The sequence below is a fragment of the Cupriavidus basilensis genome (assembly GCF_008801925.2).
Classification (GTDB): Bacteria; Pseudomonadota; Gammaproteobacteria; order Burkholderiales; family Burkholderiaceae; genus Cupriavidus; species Cupriavidus basilensis.
In genome coordinates this window covers 1-24685 of sequence record NZ_CP062807.1, presented here as the reverse complement: position 1 = coordinate 24685, position 24685 = coordinate 1, and the positions used below count along the sequence as shown (strand labels likewise).

Below are 24685 nucleotides of genomic sequence, written 5' to 3'. Positions count from 1 at the left end.
TGCTGCGCTACCCGGCACCGCCGCAACGATGGAAGGCATGGACATGACGCCGTCGGCGGGTGCAAAGAAGGCGCCTCAGCCTGTGCCCGCGGAAGTGCGGAAGATTGACGCGGCAACTGGAAAAATCACACTCAAGCATGGTCCCATCGCCAACCTGGGCATGTCTGCCATGACCATGGCTTTCCCGGTCAAGGACCCGGCCATGCTAAAGGGGCTGAAGGAAGGAGACCAGGTCTCGGCGACGTTCGATTCTGTCGACGGCAAGGCCACCGTTGTGGACCTGCGGAAATAGACTCGCTGTTGGCGGTCAAACGGTTTAGCTATAAAGGCTGCCGGAATGGCCGGCACGTCAGACGAAACAACCTGACAGGCCGGCCTCCACTTATCAGCTTAGGAGAAAGCCGTTCCGTATGGGAAGTTCCATCGGCTCAAAGACCTGTAAATGAGGTCATGCTGTACGCCAGGTCGACGGTACTGTCTGCACGCTTGTCGCATTCGGTGGTAGGCGGTGCGCGTAGCGTGCAATCGGAAAATCGAAAGTACCGCGCAAGTTGATACCTTCCAGACGAGTCGGAGCGATCTGGCGCAGGTCTTCGGCACGCATGGATTCTCCTCCGATGGCCTCTATCGCCTCTAGAGCCTCCTGCATGTGCAGCGTGTTCCAAGCCATCACGGCATTGGTCAACAGCGTCAACGAAGACGAGACCGCTGCCAGCGACGCATCGTGCCGAGCTAGTTCCAAGGGGATTTTTCCATAGTGGATGGCCCGCTGGACGGTGTGCACCGCCTCGCCGCGATTCAAGGCATGCTGCATCTCCTGGCGGAACGCGGTGTTGGTGAAATAGTCGACGAGGAAAATCGTACGGAATAGCCGTCCCAGGTGCACACCCGCCTCATACACGTGTTGCCCCCTTGCCGCCGCGCCAAAACGTGTAAGCGCCTGCACCGCCGTGCATTGGCCGGTCTGGACCGATGCCGCAATCCTGACCAGTTCATCCCAGGCAAGTTCGATCAATACCAGACGGACATCGGCGTCCGCTACTGCGGCCAGTTCTGGCGGCACTGCATGGCCTTTGGGTACATGCAGCCGGCGATCACGCAGATGAGAGAGTCGCGGGCAGAGATCGAAGCCGAGCAGCCGTGACAGACTCATGGCGAAGTCGGTGTAGCCGTGGGTATCAACGGCGAGCTGCGTTACGTCTTCCCCGCCATTCTGGCGAATCACGCCCTCGATGGCGGCGCCGGCTTGTCTCTCATTCAGGAGGATTGGCTGGTCGTAGAAAATGCCCCACCGGTCGCGGACATGGGTGTACATCCCAATCGAAGCGGTACGCCGACGTGGGTCAGCCCGCGCTTGCCAGACCGAGCGCGTCGTCTCCAGCGACATCATGTCGGAAGACGCCAACTCGGCGCGCCCCCAATGCCGGGCGATGGGATGCTGATGCATGAAAGCAAGCACTGAATCAGCGGCTTTACGCAGTTTCCGCTCGTCCGCGATACGATCGCATCATCTGACGAATCGCGCTTGGTGAAAGTTCCGGCACCATGCGAGCGAGGTCCGTCGCAGACATCGAGGTCCCGTGCGCGAGCACAGCGGCGTAGACCATGAGCAGCTCACTGCGAGAATACGGTTCTCGCCCCAGCAGAAGCCAACTGAAATGAGTGTGGCTGTCGATTTCCAGAAGAATTTCAGGCAGTTGTCCGTCTGGGTGCCGGTCAAATAGCGCACGCCGCAGGGCCTCAACCGAAGCTTCGGGCCGCTTCGCCTTTAATGGATCAACATGGATGGCGCTATCGATCCTTAGCTCGCCCCGCACGGCGGCATCGCGCAGCCGGGCGAGCCCCGCGTCGAGGTGCTCGACCACAGGTTCCAAAAATGCTCTTGCGTCCTGCGGCAGTTTGAGATGGCCATAGAAGTGGTTGCGCCGCGCCTGCCAATCCTGGCCGGAAATCAGCATGGTTGCTTGGCTGCGGAAGGCGAAGCTGTGATCCAGGAATACCGAGCCATTGCGTAGCGCCACCCGCAGGGCAAACAGCGTTCCCCATTCGAAGGCGGCCAGCGCTCGCTTACGGTCCTGCCCCTCCAGTACTGGCTGCCAGGCTCGCCCGAAGCGCACGGCAACCCGATTTGGTAGCCAATTAGCCTTCCGCGCATAGAGATTGTGCAAGATCTCCATTGCCTCTATCACTGGATGGGCGGACTGCGTGGCGAATGGCAGCTGGACCAGCCTGCCCAGCATGGCTCTCGCAAGCCGATGCCGCAACAGCAGTTGCTCTCGAATCATGCTGGCACGGCTTCGCAGGCGATGCTGGCTCGTTGCGGCGTCGGCCAAAGCATCCAATTGTTGGCAGAGCGTTTCTCGTGTGAGCGTGTCATCAGCGATGAGCCCTTTGACGGCTGCCGCAAATTCTCGCAGCTTGATTTCTGGATCCGGCCGGCCAGCGTCAATGAGCCGTCCTGCGTCGTTGACGGATTTGCGGATCCAGTGGCGCAGCATGGACGACATCTGGTCCGTGGCAGCACACAAGGCATAGCGCAAGAAGCAAGCAGACTCCAAGCGGCGGGATTGCTGCACCATGCGTTTGCTGACCGAGGCCGGTCGATTGGCGCAACGTCTCGCGTAGTGCCGTACCACCGCCTCATTGCAGACGGCCGGCCAGCGATGTTGGACGCCCAACTTGTACAGCCGCTCGATCTTGTCAAACAGCTCCCCCATTTGATGCGTGGAGCTGCGCAATGGAACCGCCCACAGCCATTGCTGCAGACTTGCTTGATTGCCTTCCGGACGAGGTAGCAATGCCCCCCAAGCGTCAAGCGATGCCTCGCCATATGCGAGCACCAACGCGTCAGTCAATGCCGCCTCGGAAACCTCCACGGCCTGGCTAATGAGGCGTTTCAGCGCACGGTCATGCGGGATCAGAACACGATGCTCGTACAGCCACCGCTTGAGCTCGTGCAGCATGTCACTGCGACTAGGTTGTCCCGCTAAGCGCTCTTTGAGCCAACGCGTCACGTAGCGTCGCTGATGCTCAGCCATCGGGCTGAAACCGAGCGCCTGATAGGCGAGCATCTGATGGTCCACCAGCGTGTCGGTGCGCCGGTCATAGAGGGCGCTCAGCGTGCCCATATCCGGTGGCGTGATGCCGAGTTGGGCGCCAACATATGCCCAGAGAAATTTCGGAACCTGCTTGGAGGCGTCAAGGGTGCGGCCCGTCATACGCACAAAGCCGATGTGGACGGCGCAGGCCAGCCGGTACAGCTGGCTGCGCCGTGCGTCGATCAGGGCGCGCTCCTTGGGAGAGAAAGTGAAGAAAGTGGCTAGCTCGAACTCGCTGAGCTCGCGCGGCATCTGTCGCATGCCGAGATACGCCAGTTGCCAGTGATCCATCGCGCTTTTCTCCCAAGCGGTAGACGGACCGCCGAGATTAACGGCAAGGACACGGAGACGCAATGAGCTGCCTGATACGTGCCTCGTGCGCCACGTATGACATTCAAAATCTTGAGTCAGTAACCCATTGATTTACATGACTATCGTGTTGGCCATTGCCCGGAAACCCGCATGAATACTCTGGGTCGCTATCCCGGCAAACTGCAGCAATATCAAGGGCACCCCTGATGGCCGAGTTTGCTCGCTATCGTGCGTTCCACGGCCTGCTGCCGATGCCGGCGCCCGGTGAGCTGAGCCCGGCCATCCTGAGCGTTGCCGGCGACGCGCAGCGGCACCTCACGCCGACAGCGGTCTATCTGATCGCGAAGGAAGTGTTCCGGCGGGCGGCCGCCGTGTTAGAGACGAGCGATCCGGTCGGCGCGGCGACGCTGGCGCGTGCCTCGACGCACTGGCTGCGCCATTCCGCGGCTTCGCACCAGGCCGACGCCGGCACCGATATCCGCTTTATCCAGAAGAACCTGCGGCATGCGTCGATTGAGACGACTGGCATCTACCTGCACGCCGAAGACGACCGACGCCATGCGCACACCGTGGGCGAGCAACAGGGTCAACCATTCACCGCGCCCGCTTCGCCACAGTAGGCGCTTATCGTCCCTGTCATTTGTGAGGCGCTCTGCCCCACCGGCTTGCGCTGGCGGCGCGCCGACGCCGGCATGCGCACCTACCAAAGCGCCGCGCTTGCGCAACTACCTACAGGCGTAGGCACCGTCGTTGCCCCAACGCCGCCTCATCGATCGCGCGCGCCAAAGCTCGTGTCGGAACCCATTGGCCCCCTTGCGCAATGAATCGCGCGGACGCGTCAACGACGGGTTGCTTGCTCTCATCCACGGATGCGGCGAAGACGGGGGCAACGACCGACTCCGCGAGCGCAAATTGCTGCTTTTCGAATGCCCCTGGATCGAGGCAACCTTCGGCATCGAACGTGAGAATGGAAAACGTCGTTCGAACGACGCGCACTGGCTCTCTGGCCACCAGTTCGACGACCACATCGGCCATGCGTGCGCGTTGCCCGGCAAAAGTGGACAAGCAGTGGTTGGCCGGCTCCCGCAACATCCGCTGGAATTTGGTGGTTGGCAGCTGCCAGAGAGTATCGTCACGGGCAATGAGAAACTTTCGGCAAGAAAACCCCATAGCTGCCCCCATGGACTTTGAGATTCCACAATGTCTCGTCCCGCTCGGACGGTTCTCCCCGCACATCGTACACCGAGAGCATGACCGGGACTTGCGCTGTGACGAAGGTCGCTTCCCGGCCAGAAGCCCCCCTGGCTCCCTCGCATGAAAGCCGCCATTCCGTGCCGTTTTCGCCCCCGATGTCGCGCGTCGCCTGCCAACGAAATCATGCAAGTTTTGGGTTGTAGGGCGGCGCCTCGCGCCAGACGTCGTTGCAAATCAGCCAAATACACTGGCATCATGGGTGTTCGGCTACTGTCTCTTATGCGGTTGCGACCATGCTCCACGACCAGATCGTTGACATCCTCCTGAGTAGGGCGTCCACTCCCGAACAACTGAGTGCGCCGAGCTGTCCAGGCGTGTATGCATTCTTTCTCAATTGCCAAGATGCGATCGCCCCTTTTGAGGTGCCGACCAACGGGCTTATCTACATTGGCAAGTCGGCGAATCTGGCACAGCGCGAGTTCGACGCAACCTGAGTTCGAACAACACGGGCTTCTCGACGGTGCGGCGCTCGATTGGCGCGATCCTCCATTGCAAGGAATAGTAGTGGCTACGCCGTGGAATTTGCTCGGATTTGCCCGCCGCGACGCCGCGTAGCCACGATCAAGCAGACCGCACCGACCGTGATCGCCACGTCGGCCAGGTTGAATGCAGGCCAATGTGTCCCTCGCCAGTGGAAATCGAGGAAATCCACCACAGCTCCCCGCAAGAGGCGATCTGCAGCGTTACCCAACGCACCACCCAAGATCAAGCAATAGCCAGCCGCCTCCCATCTCGGCGCGCCCCTGCGAAGCTGGTCAATTAGCCACAGCGAAATGCACATCGCAAGCGCGGCAAAACCGACACGCGCCCAGACGCCAGCGCCCGCCAGCAGGCTAAACGCCGCACCGTTGTTCCTGACATGCACAAGATTGAAAAATGGGGTAATGCCGACTTGCTCGCCATACCCAAAGAGCTGTGAGATGACGGTCTTTGCAAGTTGATCGCCTAGTAGCACCGCGGCTGCCAAGGCGTACCAGGCACCGCTTGCACGCGTCGCCATTGTCCTGATTGCGCCCGGCAGCATCCTCACCAGGAAGCCAGCGAGCATCAGGCTAACGGTGGCGATCCCCCAGCCGGCCAGCACATCGGCGGGGAAGTGCATGCCTGCAGCAATGCGCGACCAGCCGACCAGCACGACATAGACAATCAAAGCCAGTCTCCGGCGAATGCCCAGCAGCGGCCACAACGCCCCGGCAACCAGTGCGGCGTACGTGGAGTGGCCGCTCGGTAGGCTGTAGCGCTCCTCCACCGTGCCGAGCACATGATCCAACTGGCCAAACACTGCCGCCGGGCGCGGGAAATCGAGCCCGAGCTTCAAGCATGAGGCGATTGCAAATGCGATCCCGAAGCCGACTACAAATTGAAGAAGCTGACAGCGAATCGCCATGGTGCGCCTAGCCTCTGCCGTTGAACTTGACCATGCCCACAGCCCAAGCACGACCACGGGCGCTGTCCAGTAGTTGCCCAGGACATTGCTGAAGAGCCAGGCAAGCGGCATCAGGAACGCCGGCGTGGCCGCGTTGATAAGCTGAAAGAGTGCACCGTTCAAGCCGCCCCAGTCGTAAAAAATGGCCTTCCAGCTCATCGACGCAACAGCCTCAATCCATTGCCGACCACCAGCAGGCTGGCGCCCATGTCGGCGAACACGGCCATCCACATCGTGGCCTGGCCAGTGAAGGTGAGCACCAGGAACACCGCCTTGATGCCGAGCGCCAGAGCGATGTTCTGCTTCAGGACGCTGGCGGTGGCACGGGACAGCCGCACGAACGTCGGCAGCTTGCGCAGATCGTCGTCCATCAACGCCACGTCGGCAGTTTCGATCGCCGTGTCGGTTCCTGCCGCGCCCATCGCAAAGCCAATGTCCGCTCGCGCCAACGCCGGCGCATCGTTAATGCCGTCGCCCACCATGCCAGTCTTCCCGTCCGTTGACAGTTGTTCGACTTCCCGCAGCTTGTCTTCGGGCAGCAGATTGCCCCGACTGCGGTCAATGCCGACCTGGCCAGCAATTGCCGTGGCGGTATGCGGATTGTCGCCCGTCAGCATCATCGTTTTGACACCCAAGGTGTGCAAATCGGCAATGGCTTGACGGCTATTCTCCTTCACTGTGTCGGCCACTGCGAACAACGCCTGCACCCCCTCTGGTCCGACCAGCATTACAACGGTCTTGCCTTCGGCCTCAAGCGCAGCGAGCCGCGATTCGAGTTCTGGCGAACAGACGCCCAGTTCCTCGACCAGCCGGTGGTTGCCCAGATGGTAGGAGTGGTCATCGACGCTGCCACGCACCCCACGGCCAGGCAATGCCGCGAAATCGGCGACGTCGCAAGGTATCAATCCTTCACCTTCGGCGGCGCGCGCCACCGCCAGGGACACTGGGTGATCCGAGCGGGCAGCCAGGCTCGCAGCCAGCAGCCTGGATGTGGCCGGATTGGCGTCGCCCCACACCACGAAATCGGTCAGGGCGGGCTTGCCGTGCGTGATGGTGCCAGTCTTGTCCAAGGCCAACCACTTCAGCTTGCGCCCCTCTTCCAGATAGACGCCGCCTTTGATGAGGATGCCATGCCGCGCGGCCGCGGCCAGGCCGCTGACAATGCTCACCGGCGTGGAAATCACCAGAGCGCAGGGGCAGGCGATCACCAGCAGGACCAGGGCCTTGTAGATCCAGTCCAGCCACGGTCCACCGAACACCAACGGGGGTAGAACCGCCACCGCCAAGGCCACGGCGAATACGACGGGTGTGTAGAGGCGGGCAAACTGGTCGACGAAGCGCTGCGTCGGTGCGCGGCTTCCCTGGGCCGCTTCGACGGCGTGAATGATGCGCGCCAATGTTGACGCGTTGGCTGCCGCCGTGACGCGGAATTCGAATGAGCCGGACTCGTTGATCGTGCCAGCGAACACAGGATCGCCCTCGATCTTTTCGACCGGCAGGCTCTCGCCGGTAATCGGTGCCTGGTTGACGGTGGAGCGCCCCTCAATGACCTGACCGTCGAGGGCGATGCGTTCACCAGGTTTGACTCGAATCCGGCTACCAACTGCGACGGCCTTGGCATCCACCTCGGCCCAACTGCCGTCAGCTTGCTGAATCAGTGCGGTATCCGGTGCGAGATCCATCAGGCCGCGAATGGCGTTGCGGGCGCGATCCAGCGACTTGGCCTCGATGACTTCGGCCAGCGCAAAAAGCACCATCACCATCGCCGCCTCGGGCCAATGACCAATCAGCATGGCGCCAGTGACCGCAATGGACATCAGCGCATTCATGTTCAGGTTGCGATTCCTGAGCGCGATCCAGCCCCTCTTATAGGTGGTGAGGCCACCAGTGAAGATGGCCGCCAGCGCCAGCGCGACCACGCCCCAATGGTTGCCACCATGGAGCCAGTACACGACCTCCGCCAGCGTCGCGGCCACCCCTGACACCGCAAGCGGCCACCAGTTCGTGCGCGCGGGCCCCGGTGCCTCGGCCGCTGCGGGGGCACCGGCGCTGCGCACTTCGGCGTCGAAGCCGAGTGATTTCAGGGCTGTAAGCACGTGGGATAGCGTGTCAGCCGCATGCCAGACGTGCAGCGTCCGCTGCACCAGATTGAACTCGAGGCTGGCGACGCCAGGTATGCCGGCAAGCTTGCTGCGAATCAGCGCCTCCTCGGTCGGGCAATCCATCTGGTGGATGGCCAGTACCGTATTTTGCAGGGGCGTTGCTTCGTCCATGCGAACCGCCCGCATCCCGATGGCCGATAGCGCCTCCTCGATAGGGCCCGGTGACGCCATCTGGTGGCTAACGGCTAGCGTTCGCTGCATCAAATTGAACTCAAGTCCTCCCACGCCGGGCAGTTTCGCGAGCTTGTCGCGAATCAGCGCCTCTTCGGTCGGACAGTCCATGTTTTCGATTCGGTAGCGCGCCTGCTTCAGCCCCGCGCCAACCGTGCTCGGTTCTGGGTTGCGCGTCGCAACGGAAGCGCAGCCACATCCCTTCGAGCCACATTCGCTCATGGCAACCCCTTGTGTGTATTCATCTCGCGTTGCCGATTTAACACCCTCTAGTTACTATAGAGTCAAGACATCTCCCATCCGACGCCATGAATATCCAGATCGGCGAGCTTGCCAAGCGCACCGCATGCCCGGTGGTGACCATTCGCTTCTACGAACAAGAAGGGCTGTTGCCGCCGCCGGGCCGCAGCCGGGGGAATTTTCGCCTGTATGGCGAGGAGCACGTGGAGCGCTTGCAGTTCATTCGTCACTGCCGGTCTCTGGATATGCCGTTGAGCGACGTACGGACCTTATTGAGTTACCGGAAGCGGCCCGACCAGGATTGCGGTGAAGTCAATATGCTCTTGGATGAGCACATCCGTCAGGTCGAATCTCGGATCGGAGCTTTGCTCGAACTGAAGCACCATTTGGTGGAACTGCGCGAAGCCTGTTCTGGTGCCAGGCCCGCCCAATCGTGCGGGATTCTGCAGGGACTGTCGGACTGCGTGTGTGATACGCGGGGGACCACCGCCCATCCAAGCGACTAGGTGGGCATCCCTGGCGCCGTACTTCGTCTCCTGCATTTGGATAGTGGCATCGTGCCGGCAAATAGAATTACAATCATTCGCATTTGTACGCGAAATCGCTGTTCTGCCGGTAAGGCCTCCCATGCAAGCCCTGCGTCTCCTTTCGATTGTTCTGCTCTCTCTGTTCGTGACGGTCTCGACCGCACAGGCAGATCCTCTCGCCACGCAAGACAAGGCCAAGCAAATCTGGCAAGTACTGGACTACCTTGCTGTCGACTATGGCCGGTCCGTCAAGGATGGCCACGTCGCCAACGAAGCCGAGTATGCCGAGATGCAGGAGTTCGCGCAGGCCGCTGAACGGCAGCTAACCGAGTTGCCGCCGACGCCAGCCGCGCCAGAGTTGGCCAAGGAAGCGGCGGCGTTGCGCGCATCCATTGCAGAAAAGGCCCCGCCCGAATCAGTCGGCGAGCAAGCTCGCAAACTGGCCGGCGGACTCCTCGCAGCCTATCCGGTCCCGATGGCCCCCGGCAAGCTGCCCGATCTGCAACAAGGGGCAAAGCTGTATCAAAGCCAATGTGCTTCGTGCCACGGCGTTTCCGGGCACGCGGACGGCCCACTAGCTGCAAAGCTGAGCCCGCCACCGATCGCCCTGGCTGATCACGAGCGCGCCCAGGAGCGCAGCGTCTTTGCCCTACAGCAAATCATCACGCGCGGGGTAGAAGGGACGTCGATGCCGGCATTTGCTCAACTCTCGGACGAGGAACGCTGGGCGCTCGCCTATTTTGCCTCGACCCTTTCGTATTCGGATGCCGACCGCCAGGCCGGCGCCAAGCTGTGGACCTCTCAACCGGCTCTCCACGCAGCCGTGCCCACGCTGGCCTTGTTAAGCCAGACCTCCGAGGCTGCGCTCGCCAAGACCGTCGGGGCGGATGCCGCTCGCCAACTGACCGCGTACCTCAGGAGCACGCCGGGCTCGGTCACCGCGTCAAGCACCGACAGCCTGATGATCGCCAGAGACAAGCTGAAGGAAAGCTTGGCCACCCTGGACAAGGGCGACAGGCAGTTGGCTTCGCGGCTGGCGTTGTCTGCCTATCTCGACGGCTTCGAGCCCGTCGAGCCGGCGCTGGCTGCCAAGAACCAGGCGCTGTTCCAGGATATCGAGAAGACGATGGGGCTCTATCGCAATGCTGTGACAGCGGGCCAGGTGGAACGCGCCCATGAAATTGCGCAGAAGTTGCAATCGCAGCTTGACGACGCACAGGAGGCGCTGGGCGGCACCAATGACGCCATATCGACCTTCCTCGGCGCCCTGACAATCCTGCTACGAGAAGGGCTTGAAGCCCTGTTGGTGGTCGTCGCGATGATGGCGTTCCTGAAGAAAGCGGATCGCACCGATGTCCTGCCCTACGTGCATGCAGGCTGGGTTACTGCGCTGGCGGCCGGTGGGCTGACCTGGGCGGTAGCCACCTATGTCGTCGACCTGAGTGGCGCCAGTCGCGAGATGACGGAAGGTTTTTCCGCAGTGTTTGCCGCAATCGTGTTGCTTGGCGTGGGCATGTGGATGCACCAGAAGAGTCTTGCGGGTCGCTGGCAGGCCTATGTGAAGGCGAAGCTGTCCTCGGCATTGAACAAGAAATCAGCGCTGATGCTGTTCCTGCTGTCGTTCGTGACCGTCTATCGAGAAGTGTTTGAAACAGTCCTCTTTTACGCTGCCCTGTGGACAGAGGGCAACGGTGTATTTTTGCTCGCAGGACTTGCGTCGGGTATCGCCATCCTGGCCGCGATCGCCATCGTGCTCCTGCGCTCCACGGCGCGCCTGCCGATTGGTCAGTTCTTTGCCTTCAGCTCAGCATTGGTCGGCGTGTTGGCGGTCGTTCTGATTGGTAAAGGCATAGCTGCGCTTCAGAAAGTCGGCTTCCTACAAGTTACGCCGATCTCCATGCCTCGTATCGACGTCCTGGGCATTTATCCGTCCGTCCAGACCGTCGTAGCGCAAGTCCTGATTCTGCTCATTATCGCCGCAAGCGTCGTCTACAATTTGCGGTCGCACCGGCCATCTACCCAGGTGTAACGCCGCCAATGCGGCTCCGCGCTGGGGAGAACCGTCTCCTCGGCTCGGCTTGCCTGCCGTGGGCCGTGGAGCGCCTCACCGGCGTAACATCTCGCCAATTCTGGCGCCTCCCCGATAGCAAGCGAGCGCGAGGTGCCCCTAAACTGGGTGAATTCATTCGAGCGCCCGATTTAACCGTGCGGCTCCCGTGCGTCTTGCATGGGCTCAAGCATCGTCCCGGCGTCAACCTTGCCTCATAGAAATCGCCGTGACCGCATCCCATCGCACCACGTTATGCCAGATCCCGCCTGCGATCTGGATGTTGGGCTTTGTCAGCCTGCTGATGGATCTTTCGTCGGAGATCATACATAGCCTGCTCCCCATCTTTATGGTGACGGCGCTTGGCGCCAGCGCCTTCGACGTTGGACTCATTGAAGGCTTCGCCGAGGCGACCGCCCTGATGGTAAAGGTCTTCTCGGGGGCGTTCAGCGACTACCTCGGCAAGCGCAAATGGCTCGCGGTACTGGGCTATGCGCTTGGCGCGGTGTCCAAGCCATTCTTCGCACTGGCGCCCGGCGTGGGAACCGTACTGGCGGCGCGTCTCACGGACCGAATCGGCAAGGGCATTCGCGGCGCCCCTCGCGATGCGCTGGTCGCGGACATCGCACCGCCGCACCTCCGGGGCGCCGCCTTCGGCCTAAGACAATCGCTGGACACCGTGGGAGCCTTTCTCGGGCCGCTGAGTGCTATCGGCCTGATGTATCTGTGGGCGAATAATTTCAGGGCCGTCTTCTGGGTGGCAGTCATCCCAGGCATCCTCTCAGTCTTGCTGCTGATGCTCGGGGTGCGAGAGCCCCACACCCATGTCGACGCCAAGCGAACCAACCCCATCAAGTGGGCAAACCTTGTTCGTCTTGGACGATCGTACTGGCAAGTGGTCGCGATTGGGGCGCTGTTCATGCTGGCTCGGTTCAGCGAGGCGTTTCTGGTGCTGCGCGCCCAACAGGTCGGTTTGCCTCTGTACTTGGCGCCCCTCGTGCTGGTCGCGATGAACGTGGTGTATTCCCTGTCGGCCTATCCCTTTGGCAAGCTGTCCGATAGTCTGCCTCATACCACGCTGTTGGCATGGGGTCTGGTGGCCCTTATTCTCGCCGACCTCGTGCTGGCGATAGGCGCGTACTGGGCGGTAATGCTGGCCGGCGTGGCGCTATGGGGGCTGCATATGGGCATGACCCAGGGACTGCTTGCCACCATGGTAGCCGACACCGCGCCCGAAGATCTGCGAGGCACGGCGTTCGGCTTCTTTAATCTGGCGAGCGGGCTGGCGCTTCTCATTGCCAGCGCGTTGGCCGGCTTGCTTTGGGACCGGCTCGGAGCAGCCTTCACGTTCTATGCAGGTGCGGCTTTTTGCGCGGTCACCATTGCGCTGATCTTTGTCGCTCAGCGTGACACGCCGCAAGTGGCAGGCCAAGGGTCGGGCAGCGATCATGGCCGCTGATGACCACGATCCACATGATCGCCTCTCCGCGCTTCACGCCCGGCAGGTTGCCGCGATTTCTTTCGTCCCGCACGTGCCCACCGGGCTGCGTCCGGTGGCCCCTCCGCGATTTCGTCTACCAGTCGACGCAGCCTGCAGCGGGCAGCCTTCGCGCTATCCGCACCTCGCACGGCTCAGACTTTTTCGGGCGGCCCCGAACCTCTTCGGCCTGACAGCCACGCAAAGCCAAGGAAGGCCAACGGCGCAAGCACCAGGCTGTAGCTCAGCCAGGCACCGTAGATCCCGTTGGGACCGTACGGTTCTGTCATGTCATGCCAGTATCGATTATCGACAAACGGCAAAGCAATGCATCCTTGTCGTCCTTGCCGAACCGACGCTGCCCGATCTGAAATGCAAACTCATCCGTCGTGTTTCCGTCACGCAGGGCAATCTCGGCCTGCAGCTTTTCGATACGATCCGACGCGCGTACCTCTGCTCGATCGAGCCATTGCAGACGCCCTTCCATGCTGTGCATGTTGCGCTTGTAGTTCGCATGCACGGCCTCAATCTTCCGCAACTCTGACGATAGCTGCACCTGCATGAAGATCAGCGGATTGCCCGTCGCCGCAGCCTTCATCTCCGCGGCGTTTGCTGCCTCGCTCGCGATATCCTCGATCACTCGCTGGCTACCACCACCCTTGCGGAACTGTTCGATCCCGGCAGCCTTGTATTCGATCGTTTGCCACATCCGTGAGTCGTAGGTCTGCTTTGTCGCATAGCGAAGCAACTCGACTTCAAAGCCATCCGGATCTTCCTGATAGAACTCGTTGCCTTGGCGAATAATCCGGCCTTCCCGCTGCTCGAGGTCGCGCGGTCGCCAAGGGGCATCCAGGTTGTGTTCGGCGACAAGCTTCTTCTGCACATTGGTCCCAGCGCCCATTTTTGCGGTCGATCCGAGTAGGAAGCGCACCTCTCCGCGATTCACCTGCTCAAACAGCTTCGCCTTCTGCAGGTCACTGTTGGCCTCATGAACATACCGGATCTCAGCCGCCGGCACTCCACGCCCGATCAGCTTCGCGCGGATGTCGTCATAGACGCTGAACGAGGAACTTGTCGCAAGGATATCGTCCATCGATATGGATGCGCCCTCCTCCTCGATCTCTTCCGAGTCATCGTCCCTCGCTGGCGAAGCTTCCACTTGCGCCAGCCCGCCCTTCCCTAGTTTTGGCGTGGACAGGTCGCAGAAGACGACTTGCGTCCCCTTCCGTTCATCCCACTTCTTGTAGATCCGCATCATTTCTGAGACGGCGGCATTGACCTTGCTCCCTGCGAAGTCAGGCGCGCTAGGATCAATCAGCCGGAAGTCCAGACCGGCCTTTCGCGCGTCATTCGTAACCTTCAACGGATTGTCTTTGCGGGGGTCCTTCGGCATGTTCTCCATGCGATGGATGATCGAACCTTCGTTCCAACCCATCACAGGGCTTCCGTCCGCGCGCAGATAGGGCTGGCCGGTTGAATCGTAGCGACGCTCTTGAATGCCCATGTACTTCGCTTGCTGCGGCGAGCGCTCCACCACGATGTTCTTTGACTTCCCGCCTGCGACACGAGGTACAGGGAACCGTTTTCCCTGCGCCCGGGCCTGCTCCTCGAGGTCCTCGCGCAAAATGACGTCAGCAAACGACCGATACATGTTGACGAGCTCCGGCACGTTCTGGAATTTCGAGAACCGCGAATTGAGCTTGTAGTTCACGCCGGTGGCGTCAAGTTCCCATCCGGCGACCACCTGGCCGAATGTCGAAGCCCAGGCATCGAAATGCAAGATCCCGCGATTCTTCATGTCGTCGTATTGAAAGTAGCGCTGAAGCGTGTACATCTCCGCGATCGAGTTGGAGAGCGGTGTGCCGGTCGCTCCATACATTCCCCGGTCGTTGTAGCGCTGGTCGAGGTATCTGCCTTTCACGAACAGATCGAAAGCCATGTCGCTGCCCGTGAGATTGCCGAGGCCTGCGACTGATTGCATCGTCGTATTGATGAAGAGGTTCTTGTACAGATCGAACTCGTCAGTGAGCAACATACCGTCCAGAACTCATCTTCGACATTGGCCTCAATGCGCACGGGCCTGTGCGCCAGGAGCACGTCGCGATATCCCTGCGGCGATGCCGTTGTCAAGCGCTGCCCCACTCGCTTGCCGCCATGCGCCGCAAGGCAGAGCCGTAGCATGGCGCGTTCGCACCACCGCAGTGTTGGCCAAAACAGTTGCCAGCGTGCCCTATAGCGCTCAGGATCGATCAGGCACCAGTTGTAGCGTGCAAGAAGACGATATAGATGCGCTGCGGCTCCGGCGCTCATCCACACGCTATCGACCAAAGGAAGCGCCCGAACCATCACGGTTGATGAGTTCTTCACGCTACGGTCCCTTTCTTGCCGGTGTAGCGAATTGTGATCCGCTCCCCCACTTTCGGCATACGCGAAAGGCGCGCCAGCCGATGTAGTGAGACGGCTCCGAGATCGCCCATGCGCTCCAGCACCAGGTAGTGTTCAGTGGCCAGAACGACGTTGCCGCTATATCGACTATCTTGCTCGGCGCGCTCGAGGCGAATGTCCGCGACCTTGCCAGTGTCTTCCTCGAGTTTGTGATAGTGCTGCTTCACCTTCCGGCGAGCCTCTCGCTCGTAGTCGGAGAGGCGGCGTCCAAAACCACAGATCTTGGCGCCCTTCCATTCTTCCTGGTCAAGGGCAGAGAAATGAACCTCGAAGTATTCCCGAGGATCTAGCTTGAACGCCTCATCGCGCGGAGTAGCGAGGAAGTGCGAATCATCGATCGTAATCTCATCGGAGAACTCGGCACCGTCGCGCCGGCGCAAGACATATTCCGCCTCAACGACGGTGTCCTCCTCGATGTTCTCCTGCTTCACCGTGAGCCGGACTGCAGGGAAGCTATCGTAAGCGTTGATGCAGATCAGAATACCACCCTGCTCCCGCGGCTCGCATTGGACCATGAACCACTGCGCTTTCACACGCCCGTCTTTCAGCACCGCGATCTCTACCCGCGTAGGGCTCTCTACTTCTGCGCGCCGCTTGAACTCTTTCATCTCGAAATAGCGCAGCTTCTTGGCTCGAATCGGGTTGTGACCCGCGTTGAAGATAATGATCTCGTCACGCGGAAGCCGCATCGCCTCATCGTCAGTTAGCAAGGGGCGTTCGACGTCATCCTCTGAGACATTCATCTGGTCCAGCATGGCGGCAGTGCGCTTGCCCGAGTAGTTGACAGTCTGTTTTTTTACCGTCGTGATGCCCGTCATCGCCGAAATGTCCTTCGCAGTAGCGAGCGTGTTTGGGGCGCTCGCTATGCGAACTTGGCAACCCGAAGTGATGGTCTGGTTCTCCCCGTAGGCATCAACCAACTGGATCGTGTCCTGAGCGAAGAGGAAGGCTGTGATGCCGTAGCCTGCAAGGTAGCCCAGACCGTCCTGCAGTTGGTCCATCTTTCCCAGAGAAGGGAGCTCATCGATCAACAGCAATAGACGGTGGCGGAACGAGCGGAGGCTCTCGCCGTCGGCAAAGTCCATGCTTTGCGTCAGCTGCCGGATCAGGTACGTGAAGAACATGCGCAGCAGCGGCTGCAGCCGCTTCTTGTCAGACGGCGGCACCACCAGGTAGAGGCTGACGGCCTTTTCATGATGCATCAAATCCCGAATCCGGAAGTCCGACCGCCGAATGTTCCGCGCGATAACAGGATCTTGATAAAGTGCCAATTTGGTTTCGGCAGTCGACAGCACACTTGCCCGCTCCTTCGCCTCGCGGTTCAGATTGGCACGCGCCACGGCTGCCACAACAGGGTGTACCTTCGTGCCTCTCCCGCTGGAGTCTTTCCATCCGAAGCGACCGGTGGGATCGTGTTCGGCGTTCAACATGCCCATCAGCATCTGCTCTGGGTCCTCAAACGTCGGGTCCGTCAGATAGTTGAAGGCGCCTGTAAGCGACTTGTCCCGCTCCGCATACTTGCAGTGAAGAATCAGCCCGGCTATAAGGCCCCACGACGTACTGATCCAGTGGTCACTGCCAATCCCTTCGTCGTTGGCATCCGCGATAATGGCCGCGATGTTCTGCGCGTCCTGTACATCGTGCGGATATTCGCGAACCTCCTCACACACGTTCCATGAGCATCCGACTCGGAATGGCGTGCGGCCATCAATGCTTCGACCGTCCGTGCCAGTCGGGTCAAAGCAAATAACCAATGAGCCCGCCGAATGGCGGAACCCACTGGTCAACTCGAAATTCTCCCGCTTCAGGTCATTCGTGGCTGTACTGTGCGGATACGAGAGCAACGTGGGGACGACCAGACCGACGCCTTTGCCGCTACGCGAGGGCATGTAGGCAAGGACGTGAGCCGACTCATCGTATCTCAGTACCTTTCTCCCGTCAGGAGTGTCCAAGGCCCCGAGATACACCCCGTTAGCGGTGTACGAAACGCGCTTGTAGAACGGCCAGCTACCCTTCTTCATTTCATAAGAAACAAACCTCATCGCCTGTACGTCCTCGAGCGACGCCCACTTGGCGGTGCCATGCAGCCCTTCGGTAATTTGCTTGGTGAGGCTTCGGCGATACCAAAGATAGAAGCCAAATGCGACACTCAAGAACATGCCCGCAACGTGGATACCGGTTGTGCGCATAACATAGTCTTGCAGCCGCCCGGTTTCGTTCATCCACGTCCAGCTCCAAATCCACCCTGAGAAAGGCTGATAGATCTTGACGCCGGAGCGGAACGCCAAGACCGGTTCCCCGAGGCCTGGCTGATAGCGGAGCATTGCCGCGAGATATTGGGTCGCCACCCAGCACGTCGCTATCGTGCATAGAGCGAACACGAAGAAGACCGAGACACTCAAACGAACCGAGTCGTTCCGCTTTCCGCTTTGGATCATATCAGTTCACTCTCATTTTTTTATATCATGATATCTTACTATCGCTCGGGGACTTTATCCACGGCCCGCTTCGCCCGATCGGTGAGTCGCGCCCTGCCGTTGGCATACGCAATCTCCACCGTCAACCCAACCACCGCTTCCCCGACGACTGTCGAGCGGTTGTGCCGTACAGCAACGCCCCGGCCTATCTGCTGCGTCAGATGGGTATCCGAGATCTCGATCACCTGCCCGATATAGCGCCCCCCAAGTTGGGGCTCGAAAACTTGCACGCTCGCCGGCGCGACCCCCGCATGCGCAATGCGGGCGGTCTCGTGCCCGCGCTGAATCACCTTTTGCAGCTGGAGCGAGACCGCCTGTAGCCCCTCCCGCACGTGCAGATCGTTGAAGTCGGTCGGGAATCCATCGTGGCTGGCGAAACGTGGAAAGATCGCGGTTGCGCCATGCTCCGCTGCGGCCACCAGCGCCTTCTCTCGGCCCACGTTGTTCAGCATGACGCGCAGCACGCCATCGGTCGACGCATTGCGAATCTCGCCCACTATCCGCGGCGTCTCGTGCGGCCCCGACTCAACCCGAAGGCTGAGCGTGCATTCCGGGTTGTGTCGCGCGGGTCGCGGGATGCCATCAAGCTTCAACTCATCGGGGTCGACACTGTTGAGCTTCAGCTTCGCGAAGGTACGTTCTGTGGTAAGCATGCCGTTAATCCGGCGGAGTATCCTCGACGGCGGCAGATCATCTTCGTCGCCGCACACAATCTTTTCCTTCCCTTCCACGCGCGCGCTCACGGCCCGCATTACTGCGTCGATGTTGCCGCTGTCGAACGTCAACACAACAGGCAACGACGTGGCCATGTGGAGGCTGGCCCCAGTTGCGTAACCTTCGGCGAAGAGAACTGTGGGTGATGTGTCGATATCGCCAAGGATGTGAAAGCACCCGGTCTTTCGTGCATCCTTGAGGAAGAGTTTTCCTCGCTCCTGATCCGAGAAGATCCGCTGCACGTTACAGAGACGGTTCTCGGCGTCAACGAGGGGGATCACCAGTTCACCGCCGTCCACACGAACGCCAAAGGCGCTCACCTGCTTCCTGTCAAGATACGGGTGCTTCCCCTCTTCGCGGCTCGACCCCCACTTCTTCTGCGCGTAAGCGGCAGCACGCTTCTGGGCCGCCTCTTGCTCCCGCTGCTGGCTTTCGCTACGAGCTCGCGCCTGTTGGTCAAATTCGGCCCGCTGCTCGGGCGTGAGGATTATCAGTGCCTTCCAGGTAGAGAAAGTCGCCGTGCGGGATCGAAATACGCTCACCGACGACGTGATCAAAAGCCGTCACCTGATCGCGTAGCATCGAATCGACTTCGATTGCCTTGCTTTCTTCCTTTTCACTCACGAGGGCTGCCTCGCGCGACACTGCAGCGCCCAGGTCCATCGCTAGCTCCGGGGCCTCCTGTAGGAGCGCTTCTCGATACGTCTGCTGCCTGTCCGCATTGTCGGCCATCGCCAGGGCGGCCCAGTGCCTCTCGGTCGGATCGGACACGCCCTTGTACATCGTCACGTCATCGTGAACCAGCCGCCTCGCGGTTTCCGCGTCCAGTGCGTTCTCCGGCACCGCCATCAAGCCTTCGTTGGTCGTCTCGATCTCCTTCCGCGCAGCAGCGTCCTTCACGGAGTTGCTGATGCTGTTTGCGGGGGATGTGGTAGCTAGCGACGGGGCGGTATTGCTCGGAGCGATATCAACAAACAGAGCCGTCTTGCCGAAACGGTCTCTCGCGAGGAAATCGGCGCCGGCGTTAATCAGGAGATCGGCAGTCTGCGGGTTATTGCGTGCCGCGTAGTGCAGCGCTGTGCGCCCGAGCCGATCGGTCGCGCGAACATCCGCGCCCAGCTCGATCAGCTTGGCCACCAGTTCGGAATTGTTGTTATGCGCGGCCTTGATCAGCGCCGTCGCACCCTTGTTCACGCCCATGTTGACCGCATCACGTCGCATCGTGGCGTTCACGTCTGCGCCGGCCTGAGCCAGGATCTCTGCTCCTTCCGGGTTCGCCATCAGAATCAAGGGGGTGTCCCCTTGGCTCACTTCATCCACCTTGGCACCCATTGCCACGAGCTCCGCCGCGAACTGGTTGTCGCCGTGGCGAATCGCATATGCGAGCGGAGACATGCGCGAGCGAGTCCAGTCGCGGGTGTTCGGGCCCAGCTTGTGCTGCGCCATCAGCTTGCGGGCGGAGACGAAGTCCCCTTCCGCAAGAGCATCCAAGAAATCCGATTTAGCCGACATAGTTCACAGTCCTGGTTTCACTCACTGCATCTCATGGAAACTGCACGCGCGCATTTCAGCGTGCAGGGTTAGCGCGCGGCGGCGGCCCACCGCGCGGATAGCACTACCTCGCAATCAAGGCATCGCGCCCTTGCTCTCGCCAACGGAGGCGGCAAATCGGCAAGCCTCGCTATGTTTGTTTGATGCTTTTTATATATTACTTCTGTTCGTCGTTGATAGCCAGATAGGAACCACTGGAACCACATCAACGAACGTTAGATTCTCGCGTCTGCACCTGGTCGCGGTCGAGGACCTGAGCCGCCCCTGCGCGATACTGGATGGTAACGGACCTGGCCAGAGGAGGCACTCTGTCCAGGCTAGCGAGCTCGTGAATTGCTACTGCACTTCGCCCAAGATGCTGCACCAGATGGAAATCGGTGCGAGCTTCCACTCGCCCAACAAGTCTCTCGTCGGGCCCAGGCGCCCTGATTGTCGCCTCGTCTCCGAACAGATCACGCGCAGCTTTGACAGCAAAGGCGTAGCTTGCCCTTACGGCGTCAACCGGGGTAACGGGCGTGTTGGGAGCAGCGGACAACGGTCGTTCGGATTCAGCCTTCTTGACAGTGGCAAGGATCTGCGAAATCCGCTGCGGCGAAAGACCCACTGTCACTCCCGCCTCGCTCGGCGACTTCCCATCCACATACACCAAACGAGCCGCTTCGCGGCTTTTCGGCGTCAGGCGTGTCATGCTGACCAGGTTGTCGAACTCCCGCTCGTTCATTTGTCGCGATGCTAGTGGAAACCGCCCGAAGTCTACAGGATGGCCCGGGCTTCTACGGAAACTTCTCGAAGATCACGCGCAGGGGCGTGTTCCGCTTGAACCTCGTCCGTTTCCGCTTCTTCCATGGCCAGCGCCCAAGTGTCTTCCAGGTGTTGCAGGTAGACGGAGGTAGGTGCAGACCCGTCCTCGTTCGTCTTGAAGGGGACCGGATGGTCCCCGAACACTTGAGCAAGCGTCGCGGGCGAGACCACGTCGGTCAGGGTCGGCACAAAATGCTCCGACTCCGGGTTGATCAGCGCGACATTGTTTGTGTTCTTCATTGTTCTTAACCCCTTCCTGTACGTACCCGTGTTGTCCTTTCGGTACATGATACGCGCATTTAATAGTTTGTAAAGGTCATAACTCTTAACAACTATTAAGTTGCGCTCTTGAATTCCAACGTCAGAAAATTGAACCCTGGTCGCGTGCGTCCCCCCGCCAGCATCCACTGGCAACGCAATTTGACGCTAGAGAGCTTGAAAGTTGACCCAGTGTGTGCCGCTCTGTAACTCGCCGGCGACTTTCATGGTGATGACGCAGCGGCGCCGCGGAATGATCCATTCGAGCGCCTTCGTTGACATTCCCAGCATGCGGTTGGCATCGCGCCATTGGTTTCGGTCAAAGCCCAGCATGACCTTTGTCCCCGCTGCGGACATAAGATCATCGGTAAAATGCCCGGGACCTTGAGAGGCAAGAAGGAGCATTACGCCAAATTTCCGGCCTTCTTTTGCAATGCGATTCAGAATGTGGTCCTTCTCGTCACTTATGAAAACCGTGGCCTCGTCCACCACAAGTACGTCCCGCACCTCGCTCTGTTCACCGCGCTGCATCGCACGCGAAAAAATCTCTTCCGCCTTCGTGTCCACAAGCAGCTTCTGCGCGTCGTCGTGCAATGCTGTCATCACATATCGGTGAACTTTGGCGCCGGGATCGTGTGGAGGCGGAACGCTCCGGAAAACGCCCATCGCATAGAAATTCTCAAGGCGGTCCACAACCGACTTCACGGTCTCGATCGAGTCGTACTTGAGGAGATCGTCCAATTCGCGGCCTGTAACCATTGCATTAACTGCCGCCGTGTACGCTGCAATGGCTTTGGCGCGAGCTTCCGCGAGCTCTGCACTGATCTCCTCCTCCCCCACCATCACCTCGGCCATGCGAGCCGCCCGCCGCTGCTTGACGGCCAGGCTCTTCGCCACCCTTTGCACAGCCTCAAGACTGCGCACAGCTTGCTGACTTGACCCCAGGAACATGGCCTTGAGCCTGTTGTTTGAGAACCGAATGGCGTCAAGCAACGTTGGATATCGTTGGCCGGCCACTTTCGCCGGCCACCTCCGGCGCTCTCCCGTGTGCTCCCCATGTGGGCACCACCAGGCTTTTTCGTCGCCGTCCCAACGGATGCCACACTTCTTCGCCCGATCAATCTCTTCGTATGGCACCTCGAGATAGAGGCGGTCCTCTTTGCCCGGGACGCTATAGATCTCAGCGGCGTTCGCCGCGTGCCAGGTCCGTGGATCATCCAGGGAGAAGCCCATGGACCGGTACAGATCTAGAAGCAAGTTCCGCAGGACTGCCTCTTGCCTATGCCCAAGACGCTGGCTCGTTCGATTAATGCCGGAAATGAACGCCTGCACGCGCTTTCGCACCCCTCCGTAGTGGGGGTCGGGGTTCAGTTCGAGGGGATTGATGCCGAAATCAGCAGATTGGCTAAAGAATACGGACGACGCGCCCTGCACGTCGATGTCGCCGTGGCGGTCGAGCACATGAATCCTGGTCTGTGCGGAACTTGAGCGCACCAAGCTATCGCACACATGCCGCAGCTGGTGCGTCTTTCCGCTACCGGTATCACCCATCATGATCATGTGCGGATTGGTCAGCCTACGGCTTTCCCACCGGATGGGGCGTTGCTCGTGAGGTTGGGCAGCATCGTAGCCAAACGGAACTTGCAAAACTAATGCCTCTTTTTGTGCAATAACATATTCACACACGGCGCAACGAAGGGAGCTATGCGCTCCCCTTGTTTCGTCAGATCGAGTTGAGTTGATCCATGAAGGCGGCCTGCAGAAGCGAATCGGTTTCAGGCAATTTTCCGCCGATCTTCTTGTGCATCCGTTTCAAATCCTCGACCGGCAGAATCAGCTCCACCATCAAGCCCTTCTCCTTGCCGGTGACGGCGCTCTTCTCAACGAGCATCTTCAGTTGGCGCGCTGTGATACGCAGCGTGCGCTTGTCGATCAGACCGGCATTCACATTCTCGACGCCGCTCGGAATGATCGGGGTCGTGATGCCAGCATCAGTGAATTGGGTCTTGGGCGGATGGTAGTGTTCGCCCTTGGGCGTATTGGCCTCGAGCATCTGATCGACCGAGCGCGCCAATTCGGGGTCAACCGAGACCCGCCCCGGAGCCTTCATCCCGTCGCGAGCCTTCTTCAGGTCGGTCGAGGTAATCTTGCTGCGGCCCTCGGCCTGCACCTTCGTCTTCACTTCTGCCCGGACCTTCTCCGGCAGCGCGCGGTATTGTTCAAGCAGCGATGCGAACGAGATCATCCCGGAATCGACCACGTCGGACCACTTCGGGTTCAACAAAGCGAGGATACGGGAGATGTATTGGCTGTTCTGCCGCATGATCGCCCCAAGCTCGGACTTCTTGAGCTCAGGATTCTCTTCCAGCGTTTCCTTGACGAAGTGCGCGACCTCCAGATCGGTAAGGTCATCGCGATTCAGGTTCTCGGCCAACTGCGCCAGGCGCAGCTTCGCCGGCGACATGTCGTTCCGTACAAAGGCCGGAATAGCCTCATGTCCGGGAATGCCCTCTTCCTGATTGAGCACGAACGCGCGCCACCGGCATTCTCCCATGACGATCATGTAGCCGCCGTCCACCTCGCGCACGGTAATCGGCTGCAGAAGGCCTTGATCAGCAATGCTCTTGGCCAGGTTCTTGATGTGGTCCCGACCTTCCACCGACACATTGCCATCGATTTCGCGGTATCGCGTGCGCGGCTGCTTCGGGTCGGGCATCACATCCCGAAGAGGGATACTGATGGCCGTTGCGGCAGGTGCTTCCAAGCTGTCGAGGAAGTCGAGTGTGCCCATGTTTTCCTATCCTTAAAGTCCCAACACACGCCCGGAAAAATCTTTCCAGGCGGCGTTCAATTTCTTGTCCTTCGCGAACCGCCACACCGGCTGGTAGTTGGCCAGCGCATCGGACACCGCAACGCGCGTCGTGAACTCGCCCACGATCATCTTGCCGAATTTTTGCTCGAGCTCCGCACGCACCTTCTTTTGCGACGACGACGCCTTGGTGTACCGGTTGATTACCACCTGCACCTGCAGGCTCGGATTGCGCTTCCGCGCATCCTGGATGTTCTTGAAGACATCGGCCATCCCCGTCAACGAGGTAAGCTGAGGCTCAACAATCACCACGGCCAAGTCCGACCAGAACAACGGAGCGGTCTGCCGCGGACCGAGCGCCGGCGGCGTGTCGAAAATCACGTAGTCGAACGGAAGCTTGCGGATCTCACCGCGCTTCTGGATCGCCAGTTCGCTGAGCTCGTCACCGCGCGAATCCAACTCTTGCAAGTATCCGTGCCCGTGCAAGAGTTGAATGTTGTCCACCCAAGCGGGGGTGTATTGTAGCTCCGCCTGCTCGAAAAGCTGCTCCGAGCCGCCGCGACGCTTAGTGATCTGCAGGTCTTTGGTCAGAAATTGACCGGCGTTTCCTTGCGTATCGAAGTCACACAACAGGGTCCTCTTGCCAGCTTCCCCCGAGGCGAAAGCGAGGTGGCATGCGATGGTCGTTTTCCCGACGCCGCCCTTGTTGTTGATGACGGTGATCAATTTAGCCATTGTCCTGTCCAGGTTTCCGGGCTCGCCGCGCCTCCCAAGCTTCTTTGGCCAGTTCAACAACCAATTGGGGAATCGACACGGTCTGCCCGCGTTCACGGGTCTGCGCCGCACTCTCGTCCAACAGTTCCTTGCGGAACTCGACGGGCAATCGAACTAGCGTGGGCTTCTTCTCTTCAGTCAC

General features: G+C 60.2%; 18 protein-coding genes and 2 pseudogenes. 7 read left to right on the top strand and 13 right to left on the bottom strand.

The annotated features are described in order from the left end of the window. Positions 1–28: 28 nt before the first annotated feature. The gene (locus F7R26_RS39260) at positions 29–292 is read left to right on the top strand and encodes a copper-binding protein (RefSeq protein ID WP_011229361.1); all 264 of its coding nucleotides are present in this window, start codon (positions 29–31) and stop codon (positions 290–292) included. Positions 293–448: 156 nt separating this feature from the next. On the opposite strand, the pseudogene F7R26_RS39255 reads toward F7R26_RS39260, so the two are convergent. Next, positions 449–3389: pseudogene (locus F7R26_RS39255) on the bottom strand (Tn3 family transposase). A 224-nt stretch (positions 3390–3613) separates the two neighbouring features. Here F7R26_RS39255 and F7R26_RS39250 point away from each other — a divergent pair. The 3 genes and pseudogenes from F7R26_RS39250 to F7R26_RS39240 all read left to right on the top strand — a co-directional run. Further along, positions 3614–4030, top strand: a pseudogene (locus tag F7R26_RS39250) (tyrosine-type recombinase/integrase); the annotation flags it as partial. A 193-nt stretch (positions 4031–4223) separates the two neighbouring features. Then, complete coding sequence (locus F7R26_RS39245; protein WP_157128667.1) at positions 4224–4601, top strand: hypothetical protein; 378 nt, start codon at positions 4224–4226, stop codon at positions 4599–4601. 296 nt (positions 4602–4897) lie between these two features. Beyond that, the gene (locus F7R26_RS39240; protein ID WP_017514740.1) at positions 4898–5098 is read left to right on the top strand and encodes a GIY-YIG nuclease family protein; all 201 of its coding nucleotides are present in this window, start codon (positions 4898–4900) and stop codon (positions 5096–5098) included. Between the two features lie 74 nt (positions 5099–5172). Here the strand turns inward: F7R26_RS39240 and lspA are convergent, their stop codons facing one another. Then, positions 5173–6249, bottom strand: a complete 1077-nt coding sequence (gene lspA, locus F7R26_RS39235; protein ID WP_011229366.1) for a signal peptidase II — start codon at positions 6247–6249, stop codon at positions 5173–5175. Beyond that, positions 6246–8645 carry a heavy metal translocating P-type ATPase gene (locus F7R26_RS39230; RefSeq protein ID WP_011229367.1) on the bottom strand — a complete coding sequence of 800 codons (2400 nt, stop codon included), beginning with the start codon at positions 8643–8645 and terminating at the stop codon, positions 6246–6248. The genes lspA and F7R26_RS39230 overlap by 4 nt, the downstream gene beginning before the upstream one ends. Before the next feature lie 86 nt (positions 8646–8731). On the opposite strand from F7R26_RS39230, the gene cadR reads away from it, so the two are divergent. From cadR to F7R26_RS39215, 3 genes are all read left to right on the top strand, one after another. Further along, entirely contained in the window at positions 8732–9169 is a 438-nt protein-coding gene (gene cadR, locus F7R26_RS39225; protein ID WP_008645748.1) for a Cd(II)/Pb(II)-responsive transcriptional regulator, read from the top strand. 121 nt (positions 9170–9290) lie between these two features. Beyond that, the gene (locus F7R26_RS39220; protein WP_008645747.1) at positions 9291–11219 is read left to right on the top strand and encodes an FTR1 family protein; all 1929 of its coding nucleotides are present in this window, start codon (positions 9291–9293) and stop codon (positions 11217–11219) included. 298 nt (positions 11220–11517) lie between these two features. After that, entirely contained in the window at positions 11518–12696 is a 1179-nt protein-coding gene (locus tag F7R26_RS39215; protein WP_035832055.1) for an MFS transporter, read from the top strand. Between the two features lie 304 nt (positions 12697–13000). On the opposite strand, the gene F7R26_RS39210 is transcribed toward F7R26_RS39215, so the two are convergent. The 10 genes from F7R26_RS39210 to F7R26_RS39165 all read right to left on the bottom strand — a co-directional run bounded on the left by F7R26_RS39210 (position 13001) and on the right by F7R26_RS39165 (position 24685). After that, positions 13001–14749, bottom strand: a complete 1749-nt coding sequence (locus tag F7R26_RS39210) for a helicase-related protein (RefSeq protein ID WP_150986966.1) — start codon at positions 14747–14749, stop codon at positions 13001–13003. Between the two features lie 328 nt (positions 14750–15077). Beyond that, positions 15078–17597: a type IV secretory system conjugative DNA transfer family protein gene (locus tag F7R26_RS39205; RefSeq protein WP_150986965.1), complete on the bottom strand. Its 2520-nt coding sequence runs from the start codon at positions 17595–17597 to the stop codon at positions 15078–15080. A 38-nt stretch (positions 17598–17635) separates the two neighbouring features. Continuing rightward, positions 17636–18907 carry a KfrB domain-containing protein gene (locus F7R26_RS39200; RefSeq protein ID WP_150986964.1) on the bottom strand — a complete coding sequence of 424 codons (1272 nt, stop codon included), beginning with the start codon at positions 18905–18907 and terminating at the stop codon, positions 17636–17638. Next, positions 18807–19862: an ankyrin repeat domain-containing protein gene (locus F7R26_RS39195; RefSeq protein ID WP_150986963.1), complete on the bottom strand. Its 1056-nt coding sequence runs from the start codon at positions 19860–19862 to the stop codon at positions 18807–18809. Before F7R26_RS39195 ends, F7R26_RS39200 begins: the two co-directional genes overlap by 101 nt. A 244-nt stretch (positions 19863–20106) precedes the next feature. Beyond that, positions 20107–20622, bottom strand: coding sequence for a KfrB domain-containing protein (locus tag F7R26_RS39190; RefSeq protein WP_150986962.1), 516 nt, complete (start codon positions 20620–20622; stop codon positions 20107–20109). Between the two features lie 32 nt (positions 20623–20654). After that, entirely contained in the window at positions 20655–20942 is a 288-nt protein-coding gene (locus tag F7R26_RS39185) for a hypothetical protein (protein WP_150986961.1), read from the bottom strand. A gap of 186 nt (positions 20943–21128) precedes the next feature. Beyond that, positions 21129–22520, bottom strand: coding sequence for a DUF5710 domain-containing protein (locus tag F7R26_RS39180; RefSeq protein WP_150986960.1), 1392 nt, complete (start codon positions 22518–22520; stop codon positions 21129–21131). 163 nt (positions 22521–22683) lie between these two features. Further along, a complete protein-coding gene (locus F7R26_RS39175) occupies positions 22684–23751 on the bottom strand; it encodes a ParB/RepB/Spo0J family partition protein (protein ID WP_150986959.1) in 1068 nt (355 codons plus the stop codon). Between the two features lie 12 nt (positions 23752–23763). Beyond that, the gene (locus F7R26_RS39170; protein ID WP_150986958.1) at positions 23764–24504 is read right to left on the bottom strand and encodes a ParA family protein; all 741 of its coding nucleotides are present in this window, start codon (positions 24502–24504) and stop codon (positions 23764–23766) included. Beyond that, positions 24497–24685: a hypothetical protein gene (locus F7R26_RS39165; RefSeq protein ID WP_150986957.1), complete on the bottom strand. Its 189-nt coding sequence runs from the start codon at positions 24683–24685 to the stop codon at positions 24497–24499. The genes F7R26_RS39170 and F7R26_RS39165 overlap by 8 nt, the downstream gene beginning before the upstream one ends.

Excerpts from the sequence above, each read along its gene's own strand:
- F7R26_RS39260 (WP_011229361.1), top strand. The coding sequence starts at position 29 with ATGGAAGGCATGGACATGACGCCGTCGGCGGGTGCAAAGAAGGCGCCT.
- F7R26_RS39240 (WP_017514740.1), top strand. The coding sequence starts at position 4,898 with ATGCTCCACGACCAGATCGTTGACATCCTCCTGAGTAGGGCGTCCACT.
- lspA (WP_011229366.1), bottom strand. The coding sequence starts at position 6,249 with ATGAGCTGGAAGGCCATTTTTTACGACTGGGGCGGCTTGAACGGTGCA.
- F7R26_RS39230 (WP_011229367.1), bottom strand. The coding sequence starts at position 8,645 with ATGAGCGAATGTGGCTCGAAGGGATGTGGCTGCGCTTCCGTTGCGACG.
- cadR (WP_008645748.1), top strand. The coding sequence starts at position 8,732 with ATGAATATCCAGATCGGCGAGCTTGCCAAGCGCACCGCATGCCCGGTG.
- F7R26_RS39220 (WP_008645747.1), top strand. The coding sequence starts at position 9,291 with ATGCAAGCCCTGCGTCTCCTTTCGATTGTTCTGCTCTCTCTGTTCGTG.
- F7R26_RS39215 (WP_035832055.1), top strand. The coding sequence starts at position 11,518 with ATGTTGGGCTTTGTCAGCCTGCTGATGGATCTTTCGTCGGAGATCATA.
- F7R26_RS39210 (WP_150986966.1), bottom strand. The coding sequence starts at position 14,749 with ATGTTGCTCACTGACGAGTTCGATCTGTACAAGAACCTCTTCATCAAT.
- F7R26_RS39205 (WP_150986965.1), bottom strand. The coding sequence starts at position 17,597 with ATGATCCAAAGCGGAAAGCGGAACGACTCGGTTCGTTTGAGTGTCTCG.
- F7R26_RS39195 (WP_150986963.1), bottom strand. The coding sequence starts at position 19,862 with ATGTCGGCTAAATCGGATTTCTTGGATGCTCTTGCGGAAGGGGACTTC.
- F7R26_RS39190 (WP_150986962.1), bottom strand. The coding sequence starts at position 20,622 with ATGAACGAGCGGGAGTTCGACAACCTGGTCAGCATGACACGCCTGACG.
- F7R26_RS39185 (WP_150986961.1), bottom strand. The coding sequence starts at position 20,942 with ATGAAGAACACAAACAATGTCGCGCTGATCAACCCGGAGTCGGAGCAT.
- F7R26_RS39180 (WP_150986960.1), bottom strand. The coding sequence starts at position 22,520 with ATGATCATGATGGGTGATACCGGTAGCGGAAAGACGCACCAGCTGCGG.
- F7R26_RS39175 (WP_150986959.1), bottom strand. The coding sequence starts at position 23,751 with ATGGGCACACTCGACTTCCTCGACAGCTTGGAAGCACCTGCCGCAACG.
- F7R26_RS39170 (WP_150986958.1), bottom strand. The coding sequence starts at position 24,504 with ATGGCTAAATTGATCACCGTCATCAACAACAAGGGCGGCGTCGGGAAA.